Source organism: Niabella aurantiaca DSM 17617, from assembly GCF_000374125.1.
In the GTDB taxonomy this organism is placed as follows: domain Bacteria; phylum Bacteroidota; class Bacteroidia; order Chitinophagales; family Chitinophagaceae; genus Niabella; species Niabella aurantiaca.
Genome location: NZ_KB893647.1, coordinates 260,396 through 279,204 on the forward strand (window position 1 = coordinate 260,396; position 18,809 = coordinate 279,204).

Annotated in this window: 12 protein-coding genes; 1 reads left to right on the plus strand and 11 read right to left on the minus strand. The window is 50.8% G+C overall.

Annotation, left to right across the window (positions count from 1 at the left end; genetic code table 11):
- Nucleotides 1-24: 24 nt before the first annotated feature.
- The 7 genes from B160_RS0125695 to B160_RS32040 are packed head-to-tail and all read right to left on the minus strand — an operon-like array spanning nucleotide 25 to nucleotide 15,247.
- Nucleotides 25-2,340: a hypothetical protein gene (locus tag B160_RS0125695; RefSeq protein WP_018630840.1), complete on the minus strand. Its 2,316-nt coding sequence runs from the start codon at nucleotides 2,338-2,340 to the stop codon at nucleotides 25-27.
- A 13-nt stretch (nucleotides 2,341-2,353) separates the two neighbouring features.
- Nucleotides 2,354-4,591: a hypothetical protein gene (locus B160_RS0125700; RefSeq protein ID WP_018630841.1), complete on the minus strand. Its 2,238-nt coding sequence runs from the start codon at nucleotides 4,589-4,591 to the stop codon at nucleotides 2,354-2,356.
- A gap of 21 nt (nucleotides 4,592-4,612) precedes the next feature.
- Nucleotides 4,613-6,883, minus strand: coding sequence for a hypothetical protein (locus B160_RS0125705; RefSeq protein ID WP_018630842.1), 2,271 nt, complete (start codon nucleotides 6,881-6,883; stop codon nucleotides 4,613-4,615).
- Between the two features lie 12 nt (nucleotides 6,884-6,895).
- The gene (locus B160_RS0125710; protein WP_018630843.1) at nucleotides 6,896-9,061 is read right to left on the minus strand and encodes a hypothetical protein; all 2,166 of its coding nucleotides are present in this window, start codon (nucleotides 9,059-9,061) and stop codon (nucleotides 6,896-6,898) included.
- Nucleotides 9,062-9,072: 11 nt separating this feature from the next.
- Entirely contained in the window at nucleotides 9,073-11,559 is a 2,487-nt protein-coding gene (locus B160_RS0125715; protein ID WP_018630844.1) for a hypothetical protein, read from the minus strand.
- 27 nt (nucleotides 11,560-11,586) lie between these two features.
- A complete protein-coding gene (locus B160_RS0125720; RefSeq protein ID WP_018630845.1) occupies nucleotides 11,587-14,250 on the minus strand; it encodes a hypothetical protein in 2,664 nt (887 codons plus the stop codon).
- A 13-nt stretch (nucleotides 14,251-14,263) separates the two neighbouring features.
- The gene (locus tag B160_RS32040) at nucleotides 14,264-15,247 is read right to left on the minus strand and encodes a hypothetical protein (RefSeq protein ID WP_169540135.1); all 984 of its coding nucleotides are present in this window, start codon (nucleotides 15,245-15,247) and stop codon (nucleotides 14,264-14,266) included.
- Nucleotides 15,248-15,493: 246 nt separating this feature from the next.
- On the opposite strand from B160_RS32040, the gene B160_RS0125730 reads away from it, so the two are divergent.
- Nucleotides 15,494-16,273 carry a C40 family peptidase gene (locus tag B160_RS0125730; protein WP_018630847.1) on the plus strand — a complete coding sequence of 260 codons (780 nt, stop codon included), beginning with the start codon at nucleotides 15,494-15,496 and terminating at the stop codon, nucleotides 16,271-16,273.
- On the opposite strand, the gene B160_RS0125735 is transcribed toward B160_RS0125730, so the two are convergent.
- The 4 genes from B160_RS0125735 to B160_RS0125750 all read right to left on the minus strand — a co-directional run bounded on the left by B160_RS0125735 (nucleotide 16,266) and on the right by B160_RS0125750 (nucleotide 18,713).
- Nucleotides 16,266-16,928: a hypothetical protein gene (locus B160_RS0125735; protein ID WP_018630848.1), complete on the minus strand. Its 663-nt coding sequence runs from the start codon at nucleotides 16,926-16,928 to the stop codon at nucleotides 16,266-16,268. The genes B160_RS0125730 and B160_RS0125735 overlap by 8 nt on opposite strands.
- A gap of 15 nt (nucleotides 16,929-16,943) precedes the next feature.
- Complete coding sequence (locus B160_RS0125740; protein WP_018630849.1) at nucleotides 16,944-17,492, minus strand: inorganic diphosphatase; 549 nt, start codon at nucleotides 17,490-17,492, stop codon at nucleotides 16,944-16,946.
- A gap of 115 nt (nucleotides 17,493-17,607) precedes the next feature.
- Complete coding sequence (locus B160_RS0125745; RefSeq protein ID WP_157558227.1) at nucleotides 17,608-18,018, minus strand: hypothetical protein; 411 nt, start codon at nucleotides 18,016-18,018, stop codon at nucleotides 17,608-17,610.
- Nucleotides 18,019-18,053: 35 nt separating this feature from the next.
- Nucleotides 18,054-18,713 (minus strand): DUF4878 domain-containing protein, encoded by a 660-nt coding sequence (locus tag B160_RS0125750; protein ID WP_018630851.1) that lies wholly within the window; start codon nucleotides 18,711-18,713, stop codon nucleotides 18,054-18,056.
- Nucleotides 18,714-18,809 lie beyond the last annotated feature (96 nt).

The following is an 18,809-nucleotide window of genomic DNA, read 5'->3' on the forward strand; positions in this document are numbered from 1 at the left end:
CGTGATGAACTTTGGGTGACAGGGCTATAGCGGCTCTTCTGCTTCAATCGTGATGACATCGGCGGTCAGAAGCTGAAAGGGGCTTTTTTCCCTGCTTCCGTTTTGAAAGCGTTTATTGATCCGCCATTCGATCCGGTCGTTCCTGCCAAAGGTCCTTGCCACGGGTTGGGGTATCACAGCGCCTGAATACAGGATGGCTTCCGGCACTGCGCCTTCTTCACCTTCCTTTCTGAACTCCACTTTCAGCTCTTTGATGCCCAGGGAAGCCGGAGACCGCCCGTTCCAGTTAAATATCACCTGGCGCTGGTGTACCTTGTTGAGGTCGATCACCAATGCATTGGAGGTAAGGGTTCCTTCCTCCAGGGGAAGGACCTGCCCCTCTTTCGTGATGGCTTTGACCGCGTAGGACAATACATCCTGCGCCGTGCTGCGATTGATGGTTAAGGGTTCCGTATTGAATTGCGGTCCGGCGATCCGGTATAATTTCTTTAGAGATTCCGTGAACGCCGGTGACGTAACGGTGATCTCCAGCAGTATTTCTGCCACGGTATCGGTGGCGCCGGCAATTACCGGCACCAGGCTGAACGCGGAGCGTAAAAAGGGCTTGTTAATGATCACTTCGTCATCCTGTAAAAAAACAGCTTCTGTAGATAGTGAAGGCCGCCCGTCCGTATAATGGTATTCTTTGCTTACTTCTATAAACAGGTTGTTCCTGTCTTTCCCTCTTACCGTCCAGACCTGGTTCTGGTTTTGCTGGCTGAGCGTGATGAGTTTCACATCTGCCACCTGGCCCTTTTGGTCTTTTAAGCGAAAAGTAACGTCTACGGTATTGCTGTCTGCAAAGTCGATATTGCCGGGTCTTACCATTATTTTGCGGTAATAGGTATAGGTGTCGGGAAAAATGATCAGGTCATTGCCGGAGCTGTAAACGGGAGGGAGCATGATCTCCGGCGGACTGCTTACGTCCTGCCGGGCGGGCTGATATACAAAGCGCAATTGATAGTAATAACCAAAGGGCTCTTCTTTTGCATAGTTCCAGGCAATGTTCTTTGGCTCCTTATTGCCTTTATGAAACGTAACGCTGTACAGGGCATCGGCGCCGGCAGGAATGGAAAAATGCCCCTCTCCGGGCTGCTCATCGAGGCCGTCCCTGAAGCGCCAGACCATTACTTCGGCGCTGAGCAGGTCTGCCCCCTCCTGTTCAAAATCGTACTGAAGGCTGATGGAAAGCGATTGTTCACTCCATACCGCTCCAAAACGGATCTGCTGGATGTATGTATCTATATGGGCCGCTATTTGCTTTCCCACCACCCACAAATGCGCCTGGGGGTTATGTGTACGCACAATGGCCGAACGCTCGCGGTAATCAACTTCTATGATCTTGTTGTGCGTGATGTTTTCCTTGGTGAACCGGTAACTGACCCCCACAGATACAAGAGATGAGGACACCGACGCGGCTCCTGCAGCAATCGCCCCGGGTATTTCGGGGTTTATATAGGGGGCAAACATTTCGCGGAGGATGCTTGTTTTAAAATCACTGATCATTTCATCCATCATCTTTTTGGTTTCGGCGTCTTCTGCCTGACTGATGACCTCTATTTTCAGGTCACCATCCTCTTCCAGCTTTTTTGTAAGCCAGCCAAAGTCTGCTCCAAGTGAGGCTTTTACCACGTAGATCTGCCCTTCCACTTTTACACCCAACTGGTGGGAGACGCTTTCATAACACCGGTCAAGATTCGCCCATATGCGCATATCCAGCGCGGGGCGCAGGGCATTGAATTTAAGATCGTACAATACGCCTGCAACATTGCCGGTATCTCCTTCAAGCGCGGCCATTACAATAGCGGTGCCGCGGCGGTCGAGCCGCACATTGAAAACACTGTCCAGGGTGGAAGACATCAGCGAGGGTTTCTTTGATCCTACAATGCTCTTTACAAAGCTTTCGGCATTTATGGAACGGGCATCGCTGTTGTCGCTGTCCAGTACGATAAGGTTTACCGAGCCATCCCGCCAGGGAGGAAGGGTGGCTTTTAAGGTATCCGGGAACGTTCCGGAGCCTTTTACCCCGCCCAGCGCTTTCTGAAGTCTTTTTTCCGATACCGTGCATTGCACGCCCAGGGACAGGATGGAGCCCGCTGAATTTCTCAGAGCCTCCATACCGCCTTCGCTCACATCCCCTTCGCTAAAAGCCTGGAGGTACATTTCATAAAGGCCCGGTGTGTTTTTTTGTGGAGCCAGGCCTACTTCGTCGGGGAAATAATAAACCAGATCCGGCAGCTCATGATCACCGTAAAAAATAAGCCCTTCGTGGATCCCCAGTGGTTTTGATAAATCGAGCATGGTTATTTGATGTTTACCAGATCTTGTCCGGGATTTCAATATTGATTTTGTCGGTGGTGTCCTTCATCCATTCTGATTTGTACGACTGGCCGCCTTTGCCTCTTACCCGCACCATATAAGTAAATTCTTTATGGTTGAAATCGGGCATGGCGTGCGTGAAGGCCGCCACATCGCCGGGTTTTGCAAAGGCGAGGCGGCCGCTTTCTGCGTGTACCTGGTTGGCTTTGTCATCATATACAAATTCAATGGTCACCTGTTTGATCTCGTTCTTTTCAAAATCGGGACAACGGGTAAGTGTGGCCCGGATAATGCGTTGCGATTGGATCTTATCGGTGATCACCAGTACCGGCCCGCCCTGCTCTTTCCACGGTCCCTGTACGATATTGCCGTTGCCGTCCACCGTTGTTACCCGGTATTCAAAAGTTTCTTTGGGCGTGCGCAGGCTTACGGAGGCTGCCAGTTTGGTTTCAGTGCTGTCTTTTGTAAAATCGAACTTATTGGTCAGCAGGTCTTCCCGTTCCGCATCCCTGATCCGGGTTTCCAGGATCACCTTTTGCGTTTGCGACCAGTCGGCATGACAGATCAGGTCTACCGACCATTTGTTTTCAAAGGGGTTGGGGATGAAGAAGAGCCCGGTATCCACGTTTTCATAAACCGCCTTGTGCTCCGCTGCCTGCTTCAGAAAATAGGTGAGCTCAATATTGAACTGCAGGTCGAGGGATTTGTCGGCGATCAATGTAAAGGCCTTCTGCTGAAAATCGGCGCTGCTGAAAAGAAATGTTTTTTGTGCCACGGGACCGAGCACTTCTTTTTTTACAACCTTCAGCACGGCTTCGATCAAATGGGCCGTATCAAAAATGCCGGTGTCGTCCACATTTATGGAGAGTTCTTTTGTTCCAAAATAGCTGGCGGGGTTCAGGTAAATATAAGGGCTGGCCTCTGTTTTCCAGTCGGTTTCCAGTTTGTCCGGCAGGCTTGTTGCGGCCGGCTGCATAAAAATAGTGGCCTTGTATTCGTATTGATAGGGCACCAGCTTTTCGCGGGTGAAATTGAAGGTGCTTTTATTTTTTTCATCGGAATCAAATACCAGGCTTTGCTGGATCTTTATTTGCCCGGAATTTCCGTCCCGCACCCTGCATGCAACCTGCACTGATTTTATATTGGAATTGGTAAAGATATCGGCAGCCAGGCTCACTTCTACTTTCTGATCGATGAACGGGATCTCGTCCAGGCGTATCCAACGGATACGCTCTTTGATACCGCCTGCCCGCTGTAACAGGGAACTGAGGAGGGCCTGAGGGTAAAAGGGATAGGTCTTTACATTTTTTTGCGACAGGTTGATCTCGGTGGAGAAGAGCTGACTCTCGTCGATATTGCGGCGGATATGATGGGCGCCGATCGCCAGCGACCCCAGTACACGGCTTACACCGGAAGCGATCCGGTCTTCCCAATTGCTGCCGGCACTCAGTGGTGATGCAGCCGGCTGGAAGATCTTTTTGAAGACCTCTGACTTCAATTCGTTCATCAGGCTTTTCAGGGCTTCGCTTTTGATATCGGGGTCCAGTTCCTGGATCTCTATCTCTATGGCGTTGGTTTCCCGGAGCTGATCAACGGCCTCAGAAATCTCATCGGTGTAAAAAATGAAATTGGTCTTATCAAATTTTTCAAAATGATGATAGATCTTTTTCCAGTCGGCTTTCATCGTTGCTTTGAAAACGGGCGCAATGCCGAGCATCGTCAGGCTGTAATGCACACTTGCGGCCACTACATCAGCATCCAGCGCAGCGATCAACAGTTTGGCGTCATTGCCGGTGGCTCTTGCTACCAGTGCTGCATTATTGTTGCCCAGTACGGATGCATTGATCTCCTTGGTGACAAACCATTTTTTGGGATCGGGCTCTTCGCCGGCGGCGGCAACGATCAGCTGTACTTTGGCATCATGGATGGGCGCCGGCGCCAGCAGTTTGGGTTTTCTGCCCGTTATTTTTTGAATCGCTTTTTCGGCCTCCTTCAGGTCCGCTTCCTCCGGCGCCAGCCCTATGTCCATCATAAGGGCAGATTCAAGAATACCGTCCCTTTCGCCTACGCCCGATTCGGGAATGATGGCATAGGCCTCCATTTGGGGGTTGTGATCTTCGTTGCGCAAAACATTGGGCTGCATACACACATAGTAAAATACATCGGGGTTTACATCATCGCCAAAAAGCGTGAGCGGGCCGGTTTCAATAAACGGTGGTTTGTAACTTAACATTGGGTCGTTAATTAATTGAGGTTATGCAGTTTTCAGCATCAGGATACTGCCGGTTCCTTTTCCACCTGTTTCTGTTTCCGCTCCGGCGGCGTCCATCAGTACCAGCTTGTAGGTGTATTCCACGGCATTGGTATTGGAGCGGGGCAGGTACCAGTTAACCGGAGCGGCCGCAGATTGCTGGTTGAGCAAAAACTCCTGGCTTATCGCCGCGTCCCCGTTCTGGTACTCCATCGTGAGCAGGGCATTGACGTAGCGGGTACCTAATTGCAGCAGGGACGGGTCGATCCGCACTTTTAAGTAGGGCAGAATGATGGTTTCCTCACCCGAACCATTGATCCAGGCTGATTTGGCAATGGCTGCATTGGAAACGATCTTGTATTGATAACGGAAATCGGCTTTGTCCTTGTTCATCAGGAGCAGGGTGGCGGTAACAGCCTCCCAGCTGTCTTCAGCTGTCAGCTCAATTCTGTCGGCGCTGGAAAATTTGTTTGCGGCATCATCATATTGAAATTCAACAATGATCTTTTTCACGGACTCATCCGGTAACTGTGCCAGCTCTACGGGAATATTCAGCGTATTCTGATAAGGCGATTCTACAAAGATGGAAGCGCCGGCATTTTCGGTGGCATAATATTTTTTCTCGGGCATTTCAATAAAGCTCCCGTCTTTTGAATAGTATTTGGCTGTGTACACAAGGGGGGCATCAATTTCTTTCCCGATCAGGCGCCTAAATTGCTCGCCGTCCGGCGTCTCTGTTTTCAGCGCAAGGGTCTCCGAAAAATGATCCGGATCTCCTTCCTGCTTGTACGAAAGGTCTATCTGGATGATCTTTATTTCATTATCGCCGGTGAGGGTGCTTAAAATGGGATGGGGCTTAAACCTTACGTCGAACATGCCTTTGCGGGCCACATTGATCACAATGTCCTGGTATGCCGCTTTCCCTTTGGTCACGAGCGGTTGGGAGAGGCCTTTGAAAAAGACCTCGGCCGTGTATTCGGCAATGCCGTCATCTTTTTTTGGCCTTCTGAAATGCCAGGTGTCAATGGGGCTGTCCTTATTGAAAATTAAGGAATGATGCTCGTTGGCTGAAGGATAAGCAATATTTACCTTAACCGTATTGACAAAGGGTTCTTCCTCCCAGGGGGCGTTTACTTTTGTTTGCAAGGAGATGGTCTCTACTTCCTTTTCCGACATATCGACCAGCCTGGTGATCGCCTGTTTTTTTGACTCCGGAACTTTTTCGAGGAAGTTCATAATGGTGCCCTGAGGGTTGATGCTCCATTCGACCACGTCCTGTTGTGTAAAGCGGAGTTCCACGAAGGAGTTCACTTCTTCCTTTACCAGTTGCAGCAGGGAGTTCTTCCGTTCTTCTTCACTCATGCCCTGGATGCGGCTTTTGATGATCTCCTTTACTTTTTCTTCAATTAGGCCGATGGCCAGGCTGCGCAGCTGGCTTACATTTTCATCGGAGATCTCGGTGGCGCCTTTTTTTATTTCGATGTTCACCAGGCCGGTCTCCATAAGAGTGCGGGTAACGGACTTTACATCAATGCGCTCCACGTCTGCATCGCTGCAGCCCTGGTCCATGTTGATAATCTTCCGTTCCACTTCCCGGTTGATCTCCCCGGATTGGGAGGAGCCGGCCCAGGCCCGTATTTCAAGACTGGGCAGCCTTAGCTGGAATTTCAGCTCATAGCGGATGCTGATCGCTTTTTGACCTTCCTTGAGGGATTTGTACCAGATGGCTGCACCGGTAGGACTTAAACGGAGTGCAAAGGCAGCATTATTATCGCCGATAAGGCTGGCCGGCCCGCCGGCGGATGACCAGGCTACCAGGTCGCCGCCCTGTTCTTCGAGCAGGGTTACGGTGCCCTTGGTAAAGTTTACTGCTCCAAACCGGATCTCACCCACGGGCGGGATGTCCGGATCCGGGATCGTGGTTGCCCCGGAGGCTTTTGCAATGAGCGCCAGCCGTTCCTTTTCGCTTTTTATCAGGGTCCTGCGCCGGTTCTCCTGTACCCGGGCGCTCTTCAGCTTTTCGGAAATTTCGTTCAGCAGGTCCTGCGGCACGGCAAGGTTGGCGTCAAAATTGATCCAGCCGCCGGCGATGCCCGCCACACTGGTCGCAGCCCCATCTGCCGCATCGGTCCAGAACAGGCCACTGAAGACCGGCTGCCCGTTTTGAAGGGTTATTTCCGGCGAGTTTTTAAACGTATAAAAAAGATTGCAGTCTTCATCGTCCGGATAAACGGAAACATTTTTATAGTTGAGCACACTGGGAATCGTAATCATGATGAAAGGTTTTTATGGTTGGGATAATGCGTGGGGTATCACGGTTAAATAATCGGAAGCGGTACTTTCCGGATCGCTCCACTCCGTCCAGTGGGCAGACTGGATGATGTAGTTGGTGCCTATACGATACTGGTATTTTCGCCCGGTAAGTTGCTGGGTCTTTAATATTTCGCTGATGCTTCGCGACATTTCGAGGGTGGCCACCGGTTTTTGCTGATCGAGCTTTACGGAGAACGTGGCTCCCTTTTCGTTCTTTATTTCCACGATCAGGTGGCTTACCTGCTTAAAGGGCGTAATGGTGGCATCGTCCAGCTGGCCCCATTTTTCAAAAAGCGGGCAGCTGATCTCCAGCTTCCATAGCTGGGGATCGCCGGTAGCATAGTCGATGATGCGTTCCAGTATTTCGTCTGCCTCTTTTTTAATAGATACTCCATAGGGTTCGCAGACCACCTGCGTCCAGAAAGAAGCTTCTTCCTCTTCGGTCTGCTGGCCTACAAGCAGTACCTGCTGCGTGGCATTGTCCGGCAGGTCCAGCGGCCAGGCGGCCTGCAGATCGGGGTCATATTCTGCTTCATAAACCGTTTCTTCTATTTGTGAGAGCAGGGTTACATCAATGCCTTTGATCGAAACCGGGAAACTGTTCTCATTATAGATGGTGAATCCTTTTATGTCGATCACATCATCTACATTTTCGGTATCGGGTTTAATGGCAACGGGGATGCCCGCCAGCTTACCGATGTTCAGCTCCACGGGGATGCGCTGCAGGCTGGTCTGGGGCGTATCACCCTTACCGGATACCAGCTCAAAAACAATATCGCCAATGATGATGCCGTCTCCTTCGCTGATCTCCCTGCGGAAATAATCAAAGGACTCCAGGGTACATTCCACGTTGAGGACAAAGCCGTTCACAGGATCGATCACATCAATGGAAGCGGGCATTTTGCCGGTGAATACGGCGTTTTCCCCGGCATAGGCAGAGCGCAGTTCAAATCTCGCGGATTTATACCCTCCCAGGCGCAGCTCGCAAAAACGGGTCACCCCCTTTGTAATGCGGTTCAGCTCGCGGTAGAGATCTTTTTTGGCCAGCGCATTGTAATAGGGGATCAGTGTAAGGGCAATATTTATTTTATAGTTTTCCGGCTTTTCATCTGCTCCTGCATTCATACTGATGGAGATGCGCGGTTCGCCACTTTGCTCTTTGGCTTTGATGCGGAATACCTGCGGCAGAAAATTAAATACATCCGCCTGGTAGGTGGGCTGGTAGCTAATGGTATAGTTTTCCCCCGCCTTGGGAATATTGACAACCTGCCAGCTGAGATCTTTTACATTCAGCTGCTCCGCAAAGGGACCAAAGATCAGTGTGTCGTCTTTTGTATAGGACCGTACAATGATGCTTTTTATATCCAGTTTCTGGGCCGGTTTGAATTTTGGATTTTCGTCTGCGGGGCCCGGTGTGGGCCGGACGGTTGGCCGGGGTTTTATGGTTGGCCTGATCACCGTACCCCGGTGATCCCGTACACGGGCCACAAGACCTGAAAAGGGTTTGACGGTAGTAACGGGTTTTGCCAGGAGGCTGCTTGTTTCCAGAACGGTTAACAGCCGGAAAGGCGCAGTGCCACCGGTTTTTATGAGCTCCTCCCACCATAGTTCGGCCGTTGCGGTAAACTGGAAAGCGGCGGTATTACCCGGCTCTCTCAAGTGCGTAAAAAGCCCCTGGATCTCTTCCCAGGTAACGGCCGTTTGTGCGTGGAGGTCCTGCAGCAGGTTTACGGCATTGATGGCGGGCGATTGCGTAATGGTCAGCTGCCTGGTTATTTTTTTACCGGCGGCGTCAAATTCGAGGCTGATGCCGGGATTTTTTATCTTCAGCGGAATAACGTCTGGTTCGTCCCTGTACACCTCGATTACACAACGGAGGGTGATCACTCCGGTTTTTTCGTCTTTCTCAAATGAGAATGCGTCGCTGGCCGGCCGTAGCTCGGTAGCCGGGTTGGTTTTTATCCTGAATTTTGGCTGGCCGTATTTTTTCCCCTCGTAGCTATATATTTTATCCGGGTCGGAAGGGGCCTCGCCCAGCCGGTTATTGTTGTCGTACAGCTGCAGTACCTGTGTCAGCATCGGCTTATAATTCAGCTGTACGCGCCGGGAAATCAGTTGTATTCCTTTCAGATCGGGCATGGTAAAGCGTTTTATGGTTGAACGGGAGGAGCTACCGGATCTTCCAGCAGCAGCAGGCCGGTTGTGTTTTCTTTTTGCGCTACGGAAACGGGCGCGGCACCTGCTTTGGCAAATTGTAATGAATACAGGAAGGGAACGGAGTCATTTGCGAATGGCATTACCTCAAACGATTGCAGGGGCGCGTTCGCATCGATGCGTATGTTTTTTGATGCCCGGTAATTGTGGTCTGGTTCATTGTATTCAACAGACACATAGACCACCTGCCACTTGGTCCAGTCCAGTAGCCCCCCGTCAATGGTGAGCGTTTTTTGCTTGCGTCCGAGGGTTATGGGTGGAATGTCGTTGTCGCTTTCGGAATCCTGCCAGGGAGAGGTGAACACAATGCCGTCCTGGTATTGTACAAAGTACCGGTATTTGAAGGCGCTGCCGGCGCCCTGTTGCGTGCGGGCCGACCAGTCCCAGGTTTCGGATCCGTTGAACCAGTGGGAATATTCCTCTTTGATCCCTTTGGCCGCATCTTCATACAGGATCTCCACTTTGGCGGTCTTAACCGTGTTGGTATCCATAATGACATCAAAAGATGCTTTTACCCTGCCGGTAAGCAGGTCATCGATCATCAGCGTTCCTTTTGTATCGGACTTTTCTTCACTCTCTATTTCCCGGCCATCGCTGTACAGGTATTTTACTTTGTAGGAGTAGCTTTTATCTTTTTTGCCATACGTGTAGCACCTCCAGTTGCCGGTTGGAGCGTCTTTGGTAAGACGGATCTCCTTTTTGGTATCTGGCTGATCGGGTGCGGCCGTATAAACCAATTGTACGATCGCTTCTTTGATCAGTGTCCAGTCGATATCGCCCGCAATACAGTTCACCGTTACAAAGCCCAGTTTGTCGTAGGATACGACCAGGGAGCGGTCGCTGATGTTTTCCAGGCGGATGGGAGGTGGCGCCTCCGCGGTGCCGATGTAAGATATTTTTGCCTCGGCGGTATAAAAGTCGATCAGTTCCCCTTTTTCATTGCGTGCCATGGTTACCCTGAAGGTGTAGATCTCCTGACCGGTTTTGAAAAGATAGGATTTTGAGTTCTCCCGCACCTGCTTGCTGGCGGAGTCCTGCTGTTTGTAGGAAACGTTTACAATGATGCTGTGAATATTGTCTGCAGCAAAATCTGCATTTACGCCGATCTGTAATTCCAGGATCTGAACCCTCGGGCTGCTGATGTCTATCTCCTGCACCAGGGCTTTTAGCTCTTCCTGCGAAAGATTGGTGGTCAGCGTACCATTTGGATAGCGGCGGAACTCCACGGTCCCGTTCTTTTTAAAATGAAAGTTCAGGGAGGTGATCTTTGTTTTGTCCACATCATTACGGAAGTAGTAGTGCTCTTCAACATTGGGGCGGTCCCTTTCTGCTGCGGTAACGCCTGTGTCCGGATTGGGGTGGGGCTGCCCGTCGGTAGCGGTGGTGCCCTCCGCGGGCGGATTGCTGTCGCCGATAAATGCCGTCTGGAAAAAATTGGGGATGATGGTTTGCATGATCATATCGAGCAGGGAAGTGCGCAGGCTGTTTTCTATTTCCTTGATCTCCTCGCTGTTTGCTGCTACATCGCCAAAGTCGGTAATTTCTATATTGATCACTTTCCGGTCGATGAGCGTTTGGATCATCCGGGCGATTTCTGTTTTACTGGCACTGACGCTCCGGGTATCTGTCCGCTTATAGCTGAAGAAGCCGATCTCTGTTTTGATGCCTCCCCGTCTCTTTTTGCTGTAGTCCGTTTGGTAGGACTGCATCTGGTCAAAAATTTGCGTGGAGTTTGCAGTCACCTTTATCTCAAGGTTGGGAATAAAGGCAAAGCCTTTCAGGTCATAGCGCACAATGGCCTGCAGCGGGGTGATATTGTCTTTTTCTTTATCCCCTTCATATCCTTTTGTGAGCGCGTCAAACATCAGCTGCGCCCCTTCAATGCCAAAAGTGGCATAGAAGGCAGCGGCATTTGAGCCTACCAGGGCGGGCTTTACCTCGCCGCTGGATTGCTTTTTAAACGTATCGCCCAATCCTTCCAGTATCTCCAGCTTGGCCACGCCGTCTTTCCAGGTGTTGGGGGTACCCAGTTTTATTACCGGTTTTGCGGCGGCAGGCGCAACGGTTTTCTTTCCCCCGCCCAGCTTTGAATAAAGCCGTACAAAGAGATGATTTTTGTTGTCCAGCATTTTTTCAAGATAATCGGTTATGGTCTTGTGCTCTTCTGCGGATATGGATAGGTCAGTGGTAAAGAGCAGCTGGCCCAGCTGGGTTTCTACCAGCTCTTTATTGGCACTGCTGGCGTAGGCAATATCTGCGTTGCGCGAAAAAAAGTTAAAGCTGAGCTGCGGGGTGCCTTTGTCGTCTTCAGCGATACGGGGCCTTCCTCTGAGGGCATAGAAGGTATCACTTTTTTCATGATCCCGGAAAATTTCAATATCGTCCAGGCCGGGTACTTTGATGGTGGGAAATAGCATGATCATGGTTCAATTGTTTAGTGGTTTCATTTATTAAATATTGGTGATGCGGAGGAGCACTTCGTTAAGCCCTGACGGGATGACCATATTCAGGGTTTCTTCCCCGCCATCTTTTTTTATGATCTGCGCAACAGCGGTTAAAGGGTCGGCAATATCCACCTTGGGCAGGGCCACAATCTCCTCGGGCCTGTCCTTTTTCAGCAGGATGGTCTCCAGTGGGTTGGCACCGGCTTCTGCCGTATCAAAGAGCTGCACCTGCACCGCGGCAATATCGGCGCTGAAAGTGTCGGCTCCCAGCAGTGTGGCGATCTTCAGGACCTTGATGCCACAGTTTTCCAGGCTGATGGGCGGCTGTTCGATGGTGTACTGCCGTTCCAGCCCTTCTACAATATCTCCATTCTTCAGGATGAATTGTGTTTGCGCCGACCATATCCTCGGGTCATCTTCTTCTACCACGATCGTAAAGTTTTGCTGCGCCAGGTCCTGGCTCTCCCCGTTCAGCACCAGCGCTTTCATAAACTGCTCGCCGGCGGCACTCCGGTAAATGACTTTGACGATGGCTTTTGCGATCAGCTGGCCGGGGTTCACCAGTATGGGGCTGATGGCCAAGGTGCGTGCTTCGGGGCGGTTTACGATTACCTGGGAGTCTATCTGGTTGCTGCGCTCCTGCTCGATCTTATCTTCTTTGAAGAAGAACAGGTCCCGCCGGTAGTACACGTACTTTTTGGGCTCTTTTGGAAAAATGAGGAATTTTTTCAGCTCGGTGGCGTCCTGCTTAAAAATGACCGTTTTGCCATTGGTGTCTTTTTCGGGTGCTACAAATACCTGTACGGACTGAACACCGTCGTCGGAAAAGCTGATGGCGCCCGGTTGTATCTCAACGGGGATCAGCGGGGAATGATCAGAAATATTTACCGCAATATCCCTTTCTGTAACATCGGTAAAATCTCTTGAACGGATGCGGGTTTCGTTTGAACCGATAATGGAGCCGGGTTTATGAATGAATTCCACATAGTAGTCGTAAGTGAGGGTTCCGTATTGATCGGTGAAGAACTCAATAAAGGTTCTTGGCTTTTCGGGACTGACGGCATAGCTTCCCTGGTGCAGGCGTTTGGTTTTATCGCCCTGCGCATTGCGGAAGCCGTACGAAATATGTACAATGGCTTCTTTTATCTGGAATTCTTCAAAGTCCAACGCTGAGCGGATCTCTATTTTTATTTCTTTAAAGGGGCCTTCGCCCAGCCGCACCAGCATTACCTGGTCTGCCGCTTTAAAGGCCGTTCCTTCAAGCGTCAGCAACCCTGCGGGATAGATCTTATTGGTGATGGCGCCGGCCTTGGAATAAGTAAATGTTCTTTTAACCTGCTGCGAAATGGACCGGTGCTTTAGCTGGTACCCTACATTTACCGACACCTGTGTTTCTACTTTTTCCGGGGGCGGGGTAGTGGTGGGTGGTGGTGTGGTAGTAGGCGGCGGGGTTGTGGTCACCGGCGGATGCGTGGTTTCCGGCGGTGTGGTCGTTTGCGGTGGCGTTGTTGTCTCAGGTGGCGTCGTGGTTTCCGGTGGTGGGGCGGAAGTACGCGGCGGCGGAGGTGTGGAAGAAGCGGGCGGTGGCACCGTGGTTTCTCCGCCGTCATTGTCGGGCGGCGTAGGGTCAACCGGACCATGGGTCACCGGTGGTGTAGTGGTCTCCGGCGGTGCAGTGGGCGGCGGGGTTGTGGTTACCGGCGGAACGGTGGTTCCGGGCGGCGGCGTAGGTGCGGGCGTGGGGCGCGGCGTGGAAGTAGGCGTTGGGCTGGGGTTATCCCGCTCGCTGGGCAATGTGTTGTTCAGTACATTGTAGTCTTCACTGGGGATAGCGCTGGGGTTAAAGAGTGTGGGAAGCAGCAGCTCCTTTACAATTTTCATTTTATCCTCCAGCGAGCCGGCTGCAGTGCTTCCCCCGTCATCGCCGGCCCCACCGGTGAAATCGATTTCCCGGATGGTAATGGCTCCCTTGTTCACCAGGTCGCGCATGATCAGGTCCACATCATTGTTGGAAACGATTTTCAGGGAGGGAGACGTAAGATTGAAATCGGCATCAATGTGATGCTGCCAGAACTCTTCGGTCGCTTTAAAATCAACCGTGATCTCAAGGTTATAAACCGGCATCAGCCCCTTGTAGTCCAGCTCATATTTTACAGCGGCTTGTGTCTGTTTTCCATTCTTTAAAAGATTCCACATGATCTGGGCTTCCATACCTCCCAGGCGCAGTGAAAACACCGCTGTCTGCATTCCGTATAAGGAGGGTTTGGTGGAGCCGGCAATGGTGATCTCCAGCGGATCGTTGGCATCTTTCCCGTCACTTCCAAAGAGCACCAGCTCCACGGCTCCGTCTACAAAGGGTACCTGCGAGAGAATGATGTCGCTGCCTTCGGCGGAACTCAACTGGGATTCAATATCTTTTACCTGGTTCTCATCGGGACCGAGCTCTACTTCCAGTGTCAGGAAGCCTCCTGCCCGTTTGATGTCTTTGGAAAAGTCCGGCTCGGTGCCTTCGATCACCTCGCCGTCTATATAGGCCACAAAGTGGATCTTCTTTCCGTTGTCGGCAATTTTGGCTTTATCGGAGGGAAGGTAAAAGAATTGTTTACGGTTTTGAAAGTCCCGATAAATGGTGATCCCGTTGATCACGCGTTTATCATCAATAAATAACATGGCAAAAAGAGGTTTAGTTGTTTAACTGATTGAGGTTTTCTTCAATTTTAAAATGACGGATGCTGCCAAATAGCTGGTCGGGCTTTAGTGTATATCCGGCATGCTGCCCCGAAATGTCTTTATAGAACCGGAAAAATGATTGGACGGTTGCGTTGGTAAATTGGTCGTTGATGGCACTGCTGTAATAAGGCATCCCTGTTTTGCTGTCGGTGATGCGGGTCAGGGCTGTTTGAAGGCGTCGCACCTGTTTTCCCGAAGAACCGTAGCGCAGCAGGCCCTGCGCGGCGCGCGGCATGTGCTGTACTTCCGATGCATTGAAAAGCAGGAAAGGAAACAGGTTCCCGCTGCTGCTGATGCTGTCCATGAAGCGTTGCCAGTAGTTCCAGGTTACATGGGTGTGCGCGCCGGTGACCAGTTCTTTGGGCTTGCCGCAGATCGTAATGCATCCGGAGCTGCTGTAATCAAGCGTCAGCATATCGCTGCCGGTACCGCCGGGCGCCGGCTCGTTCCGTGCGGCATGCAGGTTATCGCCGGGGAGCACCACCCGGTAATTTTTAGGCGTCTTTGCAAACCGGACCTGCTTATTTCGGGTGATGATCGCGGGAACTTCAACAATCCCGTGGCTGTCCATCAGCAGGGCGTTATGGGCTCCGGCACCCCCGCTGCGGGGGTGCAGCCCTTTTCTTAATTCATAAAAACCGGGACAAAGAATATTGAAGGTGGCCTGCTTTAACGGGTGAGCCGCTAAATAGGTGAGGGAAGGAAGGGTGCTGCCCGGAAATGCAGTGATCCGGCCCGCTGTCCGGTTCCACAGCCCGATGGTGCACCGGGCCGTTGTGTAATTAACAGGAACGGCCTGCGCATGAAAACAGGTGTATTCGCCGCCAAAGTGCCATCCGGCTTGCGCGCCGCCTACAGCCATGCAGCCGCGCACGGCAAAGATAACTGTGGGCGCGGCCTGAACATTGTAATGAAATGTTGCGCATAAGTGGTCCAATATGGTGCTGTCAATTTTCATTGATCGGAGGACGCCGGCTGGTACAGATGATTGAAAGCGGCAAAGCGATTCAATGCGGATCACCGGTTCGGGAGCGTCGGGAGGTATTTAGTTTTTTTTAAAATCGTTTTGTAATCCGGTACAATATTAGTTCGATCCGCCGCTGAAGTCAATACCTAATTTGAGTGAAAACAATCTCCAAACGATCCTAAACTGGTTTATCTTTACCTTCTTAAAAGAGCAGATATGAAATATGGAATGGTGGTGGTGCCTGCGGCGCCGGCCCGGAAAAAGCCGCATCATAAATATGAAATGGTTAACCAATTGCTGTTTGGCGAAAAAGTAGCCATCCTTTCCTTTAAACAAAAGGGGTGGTATAAAATAAAAAGCCTGTACGATGGTTATAAGGGCTGGGTTACCCATCATATGATCCGCGAAATCGATAAGGATCTTGCAAAGCACCCGCAGCAGCTGCTTGCCGGAGCATTGCTCAATACCATAGAGGTAAATGCTATGCCAATGCAGATACCGATGGGGTCGTTTATCGGACCGGAAGGAAAAGACAGCGGGAAGATCGGAGACTGGGAATACCGCTACGGGGGATTGGCAACGAAGCCTGGCGGAAGTCCGGAAAAGATCCGGGCCTCGATTGAAAAATACGCCCGGGAATGGCTAAACGCTCCGTATCTGTGGGGTGGAAAGACCATCCTTGGAGTGGACTGCAGTGGGTTTGCACAGACCATTTTCAAAATGGCGGGGGTTGCTTTACTGCGCGATGCCTGGCAGCAGGCCCAGGAAGGAAAGGTGGTCAAGAAGCTGCAGGATGCCCGGCCGGGCGACCTTGCTTTTTTTGATGATCAACAGGAGATCGTGCACGTGGGGATCCTGCTTGGCCCCGACCGGATCATTCATGCATCAGGAAAAGTACGGATCGATATGATCGATAAAAAGGGGATCACCAGCAGCGAAACCGGGAAGCGTACCCACCGGCTGAAGCTCATCAAACGAATACCGCCGCTTAGTTGATCTCAAGGAGCCGGTTGCTGAAATAGTAGTAGTCGGTAACCAGGCCGCTTGCAAGCGCCCGGTTGTTGGCGTATTTCAGGCGGAGTACCAACAGCAGCGCCAGCCTGCCATCGTCGGTAACGTACCAGCCTACGGATACCGGTGCCGCCAGGGACGTACGCATTGCATGATTGGTGATGGCCCCGTCACGGATCCCTTTGATCTTACTTAATGAAGTTTCTCCCTGAACCGGCAGGTCCCTTCTGATCCTGTTGTTGATGCGCCTGTATTCCTTCTGAAGGGCTTTTACAGTTTGCTTCGTGCTATCGAAGAAGCCGGTGATCTGGTAAAGGACGATCGTATCCAGGCGCGGCTGCAGTGTCCGGATCACTCTTTTTTTTTCCGCCAGCAGCACTTCAACCTTGCTGGTCCGGATGGAAAACGGATTAAAGGAACGGTAATGTCCCTGTACGGAAAACAGGCTGCTGTCTGTTTTGGCAACGATTTCTGTAACGGCTAATTCCGGGTCTGTTTTAACAGCCTCAACAAAGGCCGAAAATGAGCCGGCAAATGGGTCAACCCGGAAATAATCTTTGACGATCTTAAAAAACCGATTCTGTGCAGAAGCGGGTTCTCCCAGGCATAAGAAATATATGAGGAGCAGCAGGTATCTCATTTAAGAGGGATGGTGTTAAGGCATGTCTTTAAATTTCTTTTTATAATAGTCAATCGCTTCCGAGATAATGGACAACGCGGTTTCCTTGTCCTGGAAAGTGTCGATCTCTACTTTTTTGCTTTCAAGGACCTTGTATTGCTCAAAAAAATTGCGCATTTCCAGCAGAAAATGATGCGGAAGCTCATCAATGTTCTCGTAATGATTCACCGATGGATCGTCGATGGCCACGGCAATGATCTTGTCATCCCGCTCGCCGCTGTCGATCATCTGCATATTGCCGATCACCTTGGCCCTTACCAGGCAAAAAGAGCGGATGGTTTGGGAGCAAAGCACCAGTATATCCAGCGGGTCATGATCCTGCCCCAGGGTTTTGGGAATAAATCCGTAGTTAACCGGGTAGTGGAAGGATGAATAGATAACCCTGTCCAGCTTTAGCAATCCGGTTTCTTTGTCAATCTCATATTTGGCGCGCGACCCTTCGGGTATTTCTATGATCGTATTTACAATTTCGGGTGCGCCTGCTCCATAACTAACGCCGTGCCATGGGTGTGTGATCGTTGCCATCGTGTTCATTAATTTTTAGTCAGAGAAGAACCGCTGCCGTGCGGTTCCATTCAATCAAAAATAACAAGTTTTTTGATCGGAATGTTTATCCGCAGCCATTTATTGTCGGCTGCTTCTATTTATTGGGGTCAAAGAGGTATTTGAAATCTACCAGCCAGGCGCCGTCCTTTTTTACTACTCTGAGGGTATCCTTATTGTCTTTATAGTAAGAGTTGGAGTAAACGATAATGCTTACGGAGTCATTCAGCAGTTTGCGTTCATGAATGTTGATGGAAGCATCCCAAAGGCCCTGCTTTTCATCGGGGCTACGGGGCATGCGGGCCACTGCATCGAGGCGCTCATCATTTGCCGAATCGTGGAGCATATAGTTTGCAGCACTTTTAAAATTTCCTCTAAGGGCTGCCTGTATGAACCCCCGTGCCGCATCTATATCAGAATCGCCCGGCTCATCCTTATCCGCCTTGTCGGGCAAACAGGCCGGCAATAAAAAAAGCAGGAATAAAAAGTAAAAATGCATTCTTTTCATTCCTGCAAGATAAACAACTTTATGCTCTCCCCGGCTTATTTTGCCTTTTCAAGACTTTTTTTAAGAGCTTCCACCTTCTCCGGGTCAATATGTTTCAGGATGCTGTCTGCTGTTTTCTGTGCCTGCTCGCTGTTCATCATTTCCTGTAGCTCTTTCATCTTTTTGGGATCAACGTTCTTGAGTAGGCTGTCGGTCATCTTTTGTGCCTGCTCCATTTGTTCGGGGGAAATATTGGGGTGTTCGAGGCTTTCCATTCCGCCGGGTTCCTTCATTTTATCCATTCCCATTTTCATCAGTGCCGCCATCGAAAAATCTACCTTCCATTGGCCGTCTTCTTTGACCAGGGAGATCTCGGATGATTCCTGTTTTTTGCTTTTACTGGAAACCGTAATATAGGCGGTGTCGCCAGAGATACGGGTTGCACCAAATTCAGCATCCCGGAACTCTTTTGCAGGATCATTCTGAGCGTTAGCGGTGTCCATCTTCTGAGCCATGTCCATTCCTTTCTTTATCATGTCCAGTGTGGATTTGCTGTCTTTCGTAGCCAGCTTGGCTGCGCCGTCGATATCTTTTTGGGCAAGCAGTTTAAAAAAGCTGATGAGTACTGTTTTAGGATCATTGCCGGATTGACAACTCATAAGACCTGCTACCAGCAGGAGGGCAACTGGGAGCAGCCGGGTTATTTTCTTTATCATGTAAAAGGGTTTTAGGGTACAAATGTACGTACTTACAGACGCCCGTGCCCCGGGCTCGCTAATATGAGGTATTTTTTTTCAGAGGCTTCCGGCCCG

What these genes read in the sequence shown, in the direction of transcription:
- B160_RS0125695 (WP_018630840.1), bottom strand. Translation starts at nt 2,340, where the DNA reads ATGCTCGATTTATCAAAACCACTGGGGATCCACGAAGGGCTTATTTTT.
- B160_RS0125700 (WP_018630841.1), bottom strand. Translation starts at nt 4,591, where the DNA reads ATGTTAAGTTACAAACCACCGTTTATTGAAACCGGCCCGCTCACGCTT.
- B160_RS0125705 (WP_018630842.1), bottom strand. Translation starts at nt 6,883, where the DNA reads ATGATTACGATTCCCAGTGTGCTCAACTATAAAAATGTTTCCGTTTAT.
- B160_RS0125710 (WP_018630843.1), bottom strand. Translation starts at nt 9,061, where the DNA reads ATGCCCGATCTGAAAGGAATACAACTGATTTCCCGGCGCGTACAGCTG.
- B160_RS0125715 (WP_018630844.1), bottom strand. Translation starts at nt 11,559, where the DNA reads ATGATCATGCTATTTCCCACCATCAAAGTACCCGGCCTGGACGATATT.
- B160_RS0125720 (WP_018630845.1), bottom strand. Translation starts at nt 14,250, where the DNA reads ATGTTATTTATTGATGATAAACGCGTGATCAACGGGATCACCATTTAT.
- B160_RS0125730 (WP_018630847.1), top strand. Translation starts at nt 15,494, where the DNA reads ATGAAATATGGAATGGTGGTGGTGCCTGCGGCGCCGGCCCGGAAAAAG.
- B160_RS0125735 (WP_018630848.1), bottom strand. Translation starts at nt 16,928, where the DNA reads ATGAGATACCTGCTGCTCCTCATATATTTCTTATGCCTGGGAGAACCC.
- B160_RS0125740 (WP_018630849.1), bottom strand. Translation starts at nt 17,492, where the DNA reads ATGGCAACGATCACACACCCATGGCACGGCGTTAGTTATGGAGCAGGC.
- B160_RS0125745 (WP_157558227.1), bottom strand. Translation starts at nt 18,018, where the DNA reads ATGAAAAGAATGCATTTTTACTTTTTATTCCTGCTTTTTTTATTGCCG.
- B160_RS0125750 (WP_018630851.1), bottom strand. Translation starts at nt 18,713, where the DNA reads ATGATAAAGAAAATAACCCGGCTGCTCCCAGTTGCCCTCCTGCTGGTA.